14 protein-coding genes are annotated in these 11467 nt (G+C 63.5%); 3 read left to right on the forward strand and 11 right to left on the reverse strand.

All coding sequences use genetic code 11. The annotated features are described in order from the left end of the window. The first annotated feature begins 16 nt into the window (after nt 1–16). Nucleotides 17–1306, forward strand: a complete 1290-nt coding sequence (locus BLR34_RS13940; RefSeq protein ID WP_092704097.1) for a dihydroorotase — start codon at nt 17–19, stop codon at nt 1304–1306. A 15-nt stretch (nt 1307–1321) separates the two neighbouring features. Here BLR34_RS13940 and trxA read toward each other — a convergent pair whose 3' ends face one another. The 8 genes from trxA to BLR34_RS13975 form a co-directional block, all read right to left on the reverse strand. Beyond that, nucleotides 1322–1675 carry a thioredoxin gene (gene trxA / locus BLR34_RS13945; RefSeq protein WP_092704099.1) on the reverse strand — a complete coding sequence of 118 codons (354 nt, stop codon included), beginning with the start codon at nt 1673–1675 and terminating at the stop codon, nt 1322–1324. Nucleotides 1676–1780: 105 nt separating this feature from the next. Continuing rightward, nucleotides 1781–2182 carry a helix-turn-helix domain-containing protein gene (locus BLR34_RS13950; protein WP_092704102.1) on the reverse strand — a complete coding sequence of 134 codons (402 nt, stop codon included), beginning with the start codon at nt 2180–2182 and terminating at the stop codon, nt 1781–1783. 70 nt (nt 2183–2252) lie between these two features. Continuing rightward, the gene (locus tag BLR34_RS13955) at nt 2253–3281 is read right to left on the reverse strand and encodes a sulfite exporter TauE/SafE family protein (protein ID WP_092704104.1); all 1029 of its coding nucleotides are present in this window, start codon (nt 3279–3281) and stop codon (nt 2253–2255) included. Next, on the reverse strand, nt 3282–3431 hold the full coding sequence (locus BLR34_RS17110; protein WP_176765339.1) for a DUF7512 family protein: 150 nt from the start codon (nt 3429–3431) through the stop codon (nt 3282–3284). 335 nt (nt 3432–3766) lie between these two features. Next, nucleotides 3767–4945, reverse strand: coding sequence for an inorganic phosphate transporter (locus BLR34_RS13960; protein ID WP_092704106.1), 1179 nt, complete (start codon nt 4943–4945; stop codon nt 3767–3769). 12 nt (nt 4946–4957) lie between these two features. After that, on the reverse strand, nt 4958–5413 hold the full coding sequence (locus BLR34_RS13965; protein ID WP_092704108.1) for a YeeE/YedE family protein: 456 nt from the start codon (nt 5411–5413) through the stop codon (nt 4958–4960). Next, nucleotides 5414–5968, reverse strand: coding sequence for a YeeE/YedE family protein (locus BLR34_RS13970; RefSeq protein WP_092704110.1), 555 nt, complete (start codon nt 5966–5968; stop codon nt 5414–5416). Between the two features lie 8 nt (nt 5969–5976). Continuing rightward, nucleotides 5977–7170 carry an MBL fold metallo-hydrolase gene (locus tag BLR34_RS13975; RefSeq protein ID WP_092704112.1) on the reverse strand — a complete coding sequence of 398 codons (1194 nt, stop codon included), beginning with the start codon at nt 7168–7170 and terminating at the stop codon, nt 5977–5979. Nucleotides 7171–7407: 237 nt separating this feature from the next. On the opposite strand from BLR34_RS13975, the gene BLR34_RS13980 reads away from it, so the two are divergent. After that, nucleotides 7408–7653: a sulfurtransferase TusA family protein gene (locus tag BLR34_RS13980; protein WP_092704114.1), complete on the forward strand. Its 246-nt coding sequence runs from the start codon at nt 7408–7410 to the stop codon at nt 7651–7653. Between the two features lie 2 nt (nt 7654–7655). Beyond that, nucleotides 7656–8225, forward strand: a complete 570-nt coding sequence (locus BLR34_RS13985) for a DsrE/DsrF/DrsH-like family protein (RefSeq protein WP_092704116.1) — start codon at nt 7656–7658, stop codon at nt 8223–8225. A 5-nt stretch (nt 8226–8230) separates the two neighbouring features. Here the strand turns inward: BLR34_RS13985 and BLR34_RS13990 are convergent, their stop codons facing one another. The 3 genes from BLR34_RS13990 to BLR34_RS14000 all read right to left on the reverse strand — a co-directional run bounded on the left by BLR34_RS13990 (nt 8231) and on the right by BLR34_RS14000 (nt 11288). Next, nucleotides 8231–8890 (reverse strand): HAD family hydrolase, encoded by a 660-nt coding sequence (locus BLR34_RS13990; RefSeq protein WP_092704118.1) that lies wholly within the window; start codon nt 8888–8890, stop codon nt 8231–8233. 51 nt (nt 8891–8941) lie between these two features. Further along, nucleotides 8942–10084 carry an aminotransferase class V-fold PLP-dependent enzyme gene (locus BLR34_RS13995; protein ID WP_092704120.1) on the reverse strand — a complete coding sequence of 381 codons (1143 nt, stop codon included), beginning with the start codon at nt 10082–10084 and terminating at the stop codon, nt 8942–8944. Nucleotides 10085–10301: 217 nt separating this feature from the next. Next, on the reverse strand, nt 10302–11288 hold the full coding sequence (locus tag BLR34_RS14000) for an ABC transporter permease (protein ID WP_092704122.1): 987 nt from the start codon (nt 11286–11288) through the stop codon (nt 10302–10304). Nucleotides 11289–11467: the final 179 nt, after the last annotated feature.

Below are 11467 nucleotides of genomic sequence, written 5' to 3' on the forward strand. Positions count from 1 at the left end.
GGCGTAGAGCGTGGATATGCTCATTCGGAACGCGACGCTTGCGGACGGGCGCACCCGAGACGTTCGCGTCGGCGGCGAGCGGATTGCCGCCGTCAGCGACGACCTCGAAGCAGACGACGAGCGTGTCCTCGACGCGACGGGGATGCGGCTGCTGCCGGGGATGATCGACGTACACGTCCACTTCCGTCAGCCTGGCTTTGGCCACAAAGAGACCTGGGAGACGGGAACGAAAAGCGCCGCCGCCGGCGGCGTCACGACGGTCGTCGACCAGCCGAACACGGAGCCGCCGACGGTCGACGGCCCGGCAGTCGAGGAGAAACTCGGGTACGCCGAACAGGCCCACGTCGATTTCGGTATCAACGGCGGCGTCACCGCCGACTGGGAGCCGGCGACGCTGTTCGACCAGCCGCTGTTTGCCCTCGGGGAGGTGTTTCTCGCGGACTCGACGGGCGAGATGGGCATCGACACCTCGCTGTACGCCGAGGCTCTCGAACAGGCCAGCGAGCACGACGTGACCGTCACCGTCCACGCCGAGGACGAGACGCTGTTCAACGAGAGCGCCAGAGAGCGCGACGACGCCGACGCCTGGAGCGCCTACCGCCGTCCACAGGCCGAGCGAGAGGCCGTCCGCCGGGCCTGTGAGTTGGCGACAGAGCGTGACATCCAGATTCACGTCGCCCACACGAGCACGCCGGAGGGTATCGACATCGCCGCCGAACACGGGATGACCTGCGAGGTGACGCCACACCACCTCTTTCTCTCGCGCCAGCAGCTCTCCGACCTGGGCACCCACGGCGTCATGAACCCACCGCTACGGCGGGAAACGCTTCGCTCACGTGTCTACGAACGCGTCGCCGACGGCACCGTCGACATGATTGCGACCGACCACGCGCCACACACGCGCGAGGAGAAAGACGTGGGCGTCTGGGACGCCCCCAGCGGCGTGCCGGGCGTCGAGACTGTGCTCCCGCTGTTGCTCGTCGAAGCCGAACGCGGCCGCCTCGACTACGAACGGGTGCGAGACCTGACCGCGACCAACCCCGCAGACGTGTTCGACCTCCCCGACCGGGGCCGGGTGCACGAAGGCAACTACGCCGACCTCGTGCTGGTCGACCCGGACGAAGTCACCGAGATACGGGGAGAACGGCTACACACGAACTGCCCGTGGACGCCCTTCGAGGGGTGGGACGCGCTGTTCCCCGAGTGGACGATGGTCCGTGGGAGGCGTGTCTTCGAACGTGACGCCCAAGAGCCGTTCGGCGACCCACAGGGGAGAAATATCCGCACTGTCACCGAGTCTAAGTAAAGAGCGTCGGCGACGCTACGCGGTGTAGCTCTCGACGAGCGAGCGCAGTTCGTCTTCGCCCTGGACGCCGACAATCTCTTCGACCTGCTCGCCGTCTGCGAACAACACGAGCGTCGGGACGCCGCGAACCCCGTAAGCGGTGGCGAGTTGCTGGTTCGCGTCGACATCGACCTTGGCGACGGCCGCATCCGTCTCGGCCGCGAGCGTCTCGACGATTGGTTCGAGCATCTTACACGGACCACACCAGTCGGCGTAAAAGTCCGCGAGCACGACATCGTAATCGGCGACGGTCTCGTCGAGGTCGGCTTCGCCGTCGATATGCATCGGTTCCTCGGGCGCGACAGCGTCGGTCGCAGTATCAGTTGCCATCACACACTGTTTGGTGCTGGCCGTAGTTAAGGGTTTTGTAGAAATTACACAATACAACGAGAAGAGGAGCTGGCCCCGACAGGACCTGTGATAGCTCGGCGGTCGTTATGCGTCAGCAGACTGTATCGAAGTCTCGTCTTCGTATTTCGTCTCGAACTCCTGGATGAGCTGTCCCATCTTGGCGTACCAGTCGTTGAGGAGGCGCTGCATGTTGTCGGCGATTTTCGAGGGGTCGGTCGGCCGGTAGACGTGGTAGTAGCCTCCCTGGTCGTAGTTGACCTGTTCTTTCTGGATGAAGCCCGCCTGGATAAGACGCTGGACCGCCCGGTAGGCAGTCGAGCGCTCTCTGTCGACGCGCTCGGCAATCTCGTCGACGGTCTGTGGCTCTTCGACTTCGACGAGAACCCTGAACACGTCCTTGTCGAGCTGTTTGAGGCCGTGGAAACACTCGAGTAGGCCCTCACACTGCATGTCCTGTCGTAGCTGTTCAGACATCGAATCTGGCATCTTTCTTACGATTGGATTGGGACTACGCGGTTAAAAGAATTTGCATGAATTGCACAATCCTGTAGACAGTTCAGTCGGCGGCCTGTGCTGTGACGGTGGTGCGCTCGCGGAGCGCGCTCACCGTGCTGTAGACGACGGCACCGCTGACAAGCAGTGCCGAGCCGAGAATCAACACCAGGCTCACGACGTCGAAGGCATCGATTCCGTAGACGTTACCGAGTTCGCGGACGGCCACGGCGACGGCGCCGCCGAGGAGCATCACGCCGAAGTAGACCTTGATTTCGTCTTCGTCGACGATGCTCGTCGCCGCCGACCCGATGCGCGCGCCGAGCGCGCTGCCGGCGAGCAGTGGCAACACGATACTGAGATTGACACCGCCGTCGAGCGCGTAGGTGAAACTCCCGATACCACCCGAGAAGACGATTTCGAAGAGGTCCGTCCCGACGGCGATAGGGACGGGCACCCCGATGAGATAGAACAGCGCAGGCATGCGGATGAAGCCGCCACCGACGCCCAGAAAGCCCGACAGCAGCCCCGTGGCGAAGGCGACACCGAGAATCATCCACAGCGACACCGTGACCCCGCCCCGGAGGTCTATCATCGGCGGCACCCGGTAGGACTGAATCGTCTTGGCGATGTCGGGAATCTCGTCGGCGTCGGCCGGGTCGTCAGCCGCGTCGTGGTCGATACCGCCGTCACTGCCCGTCACCGCCTCGTAGGTCACGAAGACGCCGATACCGCCGAGCAACACGACGTAGGTGACGCTGATGATGCTCCCGGCCAGCCCCAGGTCTTCGAGGTGTAACACCACCTCCTTGCCGACCTCGATGCCAGCGGTCGTCCCCGCAATCATCAACACCCCGAGCTTGTAGTCGACCTGCCCGAGGTCGCGGTGTTTCAGCGTCGCGATGACCGAGGTACCGAACACGAAGGCGAGTCCGCTCCCGACGGCGACCCGCGAGGGGTAGCCCATCACCAGCAGCGCCGGTGTAACGAGAAACGAGCCGCCCATCCCGAAAAAGCCGAACAGGATACCGATGAGTAGTCCGAAGCCGACGAACAGTACGAGCAACGCCGGACTGAGTCCGAAGATAGCCATCTATGTGCGTTTGATTCGGTCGAGGAGTTGTTGGCCGACCATCCCTTCTAGCGCGCCGTATCCGACATAGAGGACGAGTGCCTCCACGAGTACCGCACCGATGAGCAAGCCCGCCTCTACGGCCGGTGGATAGCTCCCGAACGTTACCATCGCGTCTCACCGCCAATGTTGCATGGTTGTGTTACTATCATACACTGCTTCAACAGCCCCTACTCGGCGGACGTAATTAACAGTTTTGAACGAAACAGACAATACTATTTCTACGAATTACATCGGTAAGAGAGGTGAATAGCGTCATAAGTTATAGAGATATACCGACACGAGCGCCGTATCTTGCGGTACGTCGTCTGCTCGCGGCGCCCAAACCAGTTGCCGCGAGAAGCCAGCGAGTGACACAGACGATACTACGGTGTCTCTTTGCCATCAGTATTGTGTATTTCTGAAATACTGTTTCGTCGACCGCTCTGTGCAGACTCGCTGTGGCCTTACATTGGGAGCGCGAGAACCGCGACGTATCCGGCAGCGAGCGCGAACACGAATGAGCCAGCCCACGCGCCGACGGTGAACAGAATCTTTCGCGGACTTACCGCGTCGCCGCCGCCGACCGCCGCGCCGCTCCCGATGATGGCGCTGACGACAATCTCGTTGAACGAGACGGGGACGCCGAGTAACACGGCGACCTGTGCGATGAGAAACGAGGGAACGAGCGCAGCGATAGATCGCCGCGGGCCCAGCGAGGAGTAATCCTGTGCCAGAGATTTTATCATCCGTGGTGCACCGGTCCAAGAGCCGACGAGGATGCCGATACCGCCGCCGACGAGGACTGCCGTCACAGAGACCATCTCGACGCCGTCGAGCAACGGGAGCAAGGGACCGACTGCGAGCCCGACCTGACTCCCGCCGGCCGAGAAGGCGACAAGCGAACCGAGCGCGAGGAGCACCCGCCGGAGCCCGTCGGTCGTCTGTCGTCCGATGTCCCACCAGACGAGTCCGGCGACCGAGAGCCCGACCAGCGCCGAGACGAGGCCGGACAGCGTCGCCGTCTCGGTACCGAGTGTTCGCCCGACGCCGCCAGCGACCGTCCCCGCAGTCTCGCCCGGGCCGAGATAGGCGAACTCGATGTTCGCCAAGACAGCCCCGACGAGGCCGGCCAGGGCCGCGACGCTGTACCGTTCGGGCACGTCGTTCCGGGGGAGAACACTCGCAATGGCATACGCGAGGCCGCCGCCGACGACGGGAGTCAACAGCCAGACCGCACCGACCTGGAGGTATTTCGACCAGACGGGTGTTCCGCCGAGCGCGAGGCCGACACCGACGACAGAGCCGGTGACGGTAAAGGCAGTCGCTATCGGATAGCCGGTCTTGATACCGACGGCCATCAGCCCCGCGCCGATAAACAGGACGACGATGACGCCCGTCGCGGGGAGACTGCCGCCCCCGACGAGGCCGCGACCGACCGCCTCAGAGACGTTCGCGCCCTGTATCACCGCGCCGGCGAAGCCGAAGACGCCGACGACAAAGGCCGCACGCATCGTCGAGATGGCATTCGCACCGACCGCCGGAGCGAACGGGGTCGCGCCGCTGGAGCCAGCACCGATAACCCACGCCATGAACAAGCTCGCAATGCCGGCGACGAGAAAGACCGCAAGTACTGACAGTTCCATAGCGGGAAACGTTCAGTCCGCGCTCGCGGGCGTGACATCGGTTGAGACGCGGCTCCGGGCGTATCCCTGGGCGTAGGCGCCGACGAACATCCCCGCCAGCGCCCAGAGAATCGTGACGTTTCCGGTGCCGAGGCTCGCGTAGGCCGCCCCCGGACAGATGCCCGAGAGGCCCCAGCCGACACCGAAGATAGCGCCACCGACGAGCACGTTCCGGTCGAACGATTTCAGCCGACGCTCGTAGCGGTTGCCCGACAGCGGCGCCGTGTCACGTACCCGCGGCATGAGGGCGAACGCGATACCCGAGACGACAGCCGCACCGAACATGACGAACAACAGCCCGAAGTCCGCGAACGTGAGGAAATTCAAGACGACCTCGGGGCGAGCCATGTGGCTGAACCCGAGCCCGAACCCGAACACGATGCCGCCGACGAACACCAGCGGCTTGAACAGCGGATGGCGGTCCGCCATCTACGGTGTCACCCCCGCTACGGCGACGACCTGTGCGGTCGCGATAGCGACAAGCAGGAAGGTGACGACGCCCACGATGGACGTCTTCGACGCCGAGCCGACGCCACAGACGCCGTGGCCCGACGTACAGCCTTTCCCGATTCGGGTGCCGATGCCAACGAAGAGACCGCCGACGAACAGCCGCCACGGCTGGACCTCGGTCAGCCACAGCGTCACACCGCCGATATCGTAGCGTTCGCCGGTTGAGCCGGCCTCGTAGAGGCCCGACGAGAGGAGACCGGACTGGACAGTCGCCGCGAACAGCAGGCCGCCGAGAACGATGCCGGCCGTGAACACGAGCCGCCAGTCACGGGACGCGACGTACTGCTGGAATCGCGATTTGCCGGAGACGTACGACAGCGTCGACTCGAGGAACGTGCTCGCGCCGGCCGGGATACCCGTGCCGACGTAGATGAGCACCGTTCCGAGGCCGACGAAAAATCCCCCGACTGCGTAGCGACTTACGCCGTTGGGAAACAGCGCACCGACGAGCGCCAGCGGTACTGGGTCGAACATTTCTCGCCTCAGTCACCCGCGAGCGATTCCTGGCTCGCAGCGCAGTTGTTCGGCCCGAGTTCGAGTGTGAATGCCTCCTCGTCGTCGACGCTGTTCTGACCGAGGTTCGTCGCGATAATTTCCTCGTAGTTTGCCGGCCGGGGCGGCATATCCGCGAGGACGAGGTCGACGAACGCCTCCTCGTCCATCGTCAGCGCGTCCATCTCCGCGACGAGGTCACCGAGCGGGGCCGTGTAGGTGCCGTCCTCGGCGGCGGCCGCGGCGTCGCTCGCGTGTGCTCCGCCGACGATTGTCTCGTCGGGGAGCGCCAGAATACGCTCTTGTAGTGTCTCATAGAGCATGCGCGCGGCGTCGGGCGCGCCCTCGTCGCCCTCTTCGAGGTCCGGGCGGGCGACACTCTCGACGAACAGACCGTCGCCGGTCGCCAGGAAGCTGTCGTCGACGAGATACGAGGTCATTCCGGTGGTGTGACCGGGCGTGTGGACGGTCTCGATTGTCGCGTCGCCAACAGCGATGGTGTCGCCGTCGGCAGCGGTCGTCAACTCCTCCGCGTACGTGACGCCGCGGTCGACTGCGGCCTCGGGAATGACGCCCTCGACCCCCTCGGCGTCGAGGTCGCGCACGCCCGAGATGTGGTCGGCGTGGATGTGGGTATCCAGTGCGTATTTCAGGTCGACACCGAGGTCGTCGGCGTCGGCGAGGTAGCGGTCTGTAAAGGCCCGCAACGGGTCGATGACCGCAGCCTCTCCGCCGTCGACGAGGAGATAGCCGAGACAACCCGAGGAGGGGCGCTGGTACTGCAACAGCGTCCCGGCACCGTCGTAGCCGGTCACCTCGACGGCATCGTAGATGGTCGCCCAGCCGTTCATCCCCTCTTCGAGGTGGTCGACCTCGTAGCCGAGTTCCGCGAGCGTGCCAGCGACGTACTCGCTGGCGCCGCCTTTCGCACAGAGGACGGTCACCTCGCGGTCGTCTGGCACCTCCGCGAGCACGTCGTCGTCGACCTCGTCGTCGAGGAAGTGGAAGTAGGGGATGTTAATCGACTCGACAGACGGACCGTCGATGTGCCACTCGTCGTACTCGGATTCCATCCGCGCATCGAGCAGCGTGACCCGCTCGTTCGCGTCGATACGGCCTCGCAGCGTCTCCGGGGCGACGCTCTCGACGTCGACAGCCGGTGTCGGGAAGTCTTCTGGATTCATCGTGTACACCCCACTCTATCGGATAGACGCACAAAAGAGTTTGCATAGAAATTCAACAAACACACAATATCAATTTACACAATACACCATTGTGGGGCTGTCAGACCAACTTTAATCGATGAAAACGATTTTCAGGAGTTGTTGTAGTTCGTAGTTAATACAATAATCAACATACTTTTAGCCACTGAATTAGTATTGTGTGGTAGCTCCAATACAGACGAACGGAGCAGGTAACTCATGAGTGCTGAATTCGATATTACCGAGACGCTCGACGTGAAAGGTGCATCGTGTCCCATGCCGGTCCTAAAGACGAAGTCAGCTATCGACGACATCGACCCCGGCGGGGTACTCGAAGTCGTCGCGACCGACTCGGGGAGTATGAGCGACATCGACGGCTGGGCCGCCGGGACCAGTGGGGTCGAACTGCTCGACCAGGCCGAAGACGGCGACGTGTACAGACACTACGTCCGCAAGACGGAGTGACAATGAGCACGGACACACCCGACCCGACAGCCGAGGACGCGCCCTCGCGTGCAGAACTGGCCGCACGCGTCGAGGAACTCGAAGCGTCACTCGCCGCGGCAACAGGCGAGGACAGCAAGAAGATGTCGATTATCGCCACGAAGGGAACCCTCGATATGGCGTACCCGCCGCTCATCCTCGCGAGTACGGCGGCGGCGTTTGGCTACGAGGTGACGGTCTTTCACACGTTCTGGGGCCTGGATATCCTCCACGAGGAGCGCTCGAAAAACCTCAAGCTCAGCTCCGTCGGCAACCCCAATATGCCCGTCCCGAACGTCGTCGGCGCGATTCCCGGCATGGACCGTATCACGACCAAGATGATGGAGCGGCGAATCGACGACAACGACACGGCTACTATCGAGGAACTCGTCGATACGTCCTTGGAGATGGGCGTGGAGTTCCAGGCCTGTCAGATGACAATCGACCTGATGGATTACGACGAAGACAACTTCTACGACGGCGTCACGACCGGCGTCGGGGCCGCGACTGCGCTACAGGATATGGCCGACGCCGACATCCAGTTGCTCGTCTGACCGGGCTATTCCCACGGCGGCGACCGCAGCGCCGCGGGCGAGGAGACCACGTACGTCGCAGTCGACTCCTCGGGCTCTGGAGCGACGAGTACCGTGTCGAGGCCAGCAGCGGCTCCGCCGGCGATATCGGTCCCGGGACTGTCACCGACGTGGACGGCTCGCTCCGGTTTCGTTTCCAGGTCTGCCAGTGCCATCTCGAAGGGTGCAACCGCCGGCTTCGGCTCGCAGTCGTCGCCGGCGACGACCACGGTATCAAAGTACTGGCCGAGTCCCGTCGCGTCGAGTTTCGTCAGCTGTGCGTCCCGCGCGCCGTTCGTGACGACACCGAGTGCATACCGTTCGGCGAGAGAGTCGAGCATCGGCCGGACACCAGAAAGGGGCTCGACGTTCGACTGGTCGCGCTCGTGGTCGAACGCCGCCGCAATCTCGCGGCCGAGCGACGGCGACCGGCCCCGTTCGGCGGCGAGCGCGGCGAAACACTCCCGCCGGAGTTCGCGCATCGACGACGCTCGCTCGGCGAACTCGTCGTAGCGGTCGTAGTACGCCTCGACGGGAAACACCGGGTCGACGCCGAGACGGTCGTAACTCCGGTCGAGCACCTCGCCCGGTGAGCGCCGGTACTGCACCAGTGTGCCGTCTAGGTCGAACAACACGGCCCGTGTCATACGGCGACAGTGACAGGTGAGACAGAAACGGCTTTATATCCGCACCAGGCGTCACTCCCACTCCGATTCGAGGGCCGCGGTGAGGCGGTCGATATCCTCCTCGGTGTTGACGGCGTGAATCGACGCTCGAATCGACGCTGGCTCGGGCAGCGGGCGGACGATGAGGCCATCCTCGGCGAGGCGGTCGGCCGTCGCCTCAGGGTCCTCAACGTCGACAGTGACGAGCCCGGAGTCGGGCGCGGCAGGGCTAAGCAGGCGGTCGGCCGGGACAGCGTCGGCGAGCCGACCGGCGAGGCGCTGGCTGCGCTCGTGTATCCGGTCGACGCCGACGGACTCGATAATCTCGATTGCCTCGGCGAGTCCGGCATAGGGTGCCACGCTCGTCGTGCCGACCTCGAACCGCCGCGCTCCCGCCGCGAACGCGAACTCGTCGCCGGTCGGCTCCTCGACGCTCCGGTAGCCGACCGCCCGTGGCGCGAGGTCGCTGGCCGCCTCGCGGTCGACGTAGAGAAAGCCACCGCCCCAGAGGCCGAGCAGCCACTTGTGGCCGGCGGCCGCGACGGCGTCTGCACCCCAGGCCGTGACATCCATCGGCCGCTGGCCGGGGACCTGAACGGCATCGACGAGCGTGAACGCACCGGCGTCGTGTGCGATGTCGACGAGTTCTTCGACGGAGAGCATCGTCCCGTGGGTCCAAGTCAGGGCGCTGAAACAGACAAGCCGTGCGTCGGCGACGGCCTCCCTGAATGTCTCGATATCGAGACGGCCGCCGGCGGTCTCGACGACGCGCACCTCGACGCCCTCGGCTTCGAGTCGTTGCCACGGGAGGACACCTGCCGGGTGTTCGAGGTCCGTCCGAACGACCACGTCACCGGGCTCCCAGTCGATAGCGCCCGCGATGGCGTTGATACCGGCGGTCGTACTCTCGGTGAGCGCCACTTCGTCGGCCTCGACGCCGAGAAACGCCGCGAGTCGCTCGCGAACCTCGTCGTACTGCCCGAAGGCCCACTTGTAGGGGTCGTCCGTGACCGGGACCTCGTACTCGTGGGCCCGCGTGGCCTGCTCGCCCGCCGCGACGACCTGACGAGGGCTGGGGCCGTGTGCGCCGAAGTTGAAGTATCGACCCTCATCGAAGGCCGGCATCGCCTCGCGCAACTCCATCGGCGTCGTCGGCCGCGACCGCTCCGCAGTCATCTGTCTCCCTCGCTTGTAGTCTGTGTCGTTCCCCTACCGTCCAGAGACCGGCTGCTGTCGCTCGCTCGTGTGTCCATACCGTCGTTACGCCCGGTTGCCGTAATAATGTTGTGTAAAATGTACAATACAACAGACCGTATGTTCGAGTTCAGACACAACGAGGCGAATTACGTCCTATCGGACGCCCAACAGAGGGAGAGATATCACAGAATGCGCTTTACCGGGTGCCGGTGTCGACACGCGGGTCGAGTACAGAGTACCCGAGGTCCTGTAGGATGTTGCCGACGACGCCAAAGACGATAACGACGAGAACGCCGCTCATCATGATGGGGATATCGCGCGTCCAGACGGCGTTGTAGAACACCAATCCCAGCCCGTCGAGGGCAAACATCGCCTCGATAACGAACACCGAAATCGCGAGCAAGGCGAGCGTCTCGGTGAAGACGAGCGAGACCAGCGGGATAGCGGCGTTACGGAGGACGTGCCGGGCGACGGCGAACTGGCCACCGCCTTTTGCGCGGACGAGTCGGGTCGTGTCGGCGGCGACGTACTGCATGGAATAGGCCCGGGCGTAGCTGAGAATGGCAGGAACGAGCACCATCGTTACCAGCAACATCGGAACAACCGTCTCGTAGAGAAACGGTCTCTCAATCGCCTGAATCGTTGTCGCGCTCCGACCAATCCACTGCACCTGAAGACTGACACCCCCGGCGACGGTCAGAATCAACGCACCAATCCAGTAATACGGGACGCCGAGGCCGAGGTAGGCTACCGAACGAACGCCGCCTTCGCGCACGGTGTCACTCCGCATCGCCGTGTAGACGCCCACGAGCAGTGCGATAATAACGGCGAGAACAATTGCTGGTAGAACGTACGTCCCGGTCGTCAGGACTGCGTTGCCGACGGTCTCGCGTACCGGGTCACCGGTCTGGAATGACTCGCCCCACTGGAGCGTGAACATGTTGCTCATCCAGTCGACGTACTGTTCGAGGAGTGGGCGGTCGGTTCCACGCTTGGCGAAATACGACTCGCGAATCCGTTCGAGCGCCGTCTCGTCCGCCCCGCCGTACGCAGCAAGCGCAATACGCCCTTCGAGGACGTAGTCCTCGGTGGCTGTAAACGCCAGGAACACGAGCGAAAGCGCCGACCAGGCGGCAAACAGACCGAGGGCGATGCGCTGGGCAATCAGGCGTACGAAGCTCATCGGGAGTCACCCCAACAGGCGGTAGTGGAGGGCATGTGACAGATTCGTATATCCGTATCCAACTATATGAACGTTGCTGAAGTCCAACCTCAGAAACAAAAAATACAGTATATTATTTCCTCTGGCTGCCGGCACTCCGGAGATATTGGTCAACTAGAATACACAATGTTTATTTATCA

The organism is Halovenus aranensis, assembly GCF_900100385.1.
In the GTDB taxonomy this organism is placed as follows: domain Archaea; phylum Halobacteriota; class Halobacteria; order Halobacteriales; family Haloarculaceae; genus Halovenus; species Halovenus aranensis.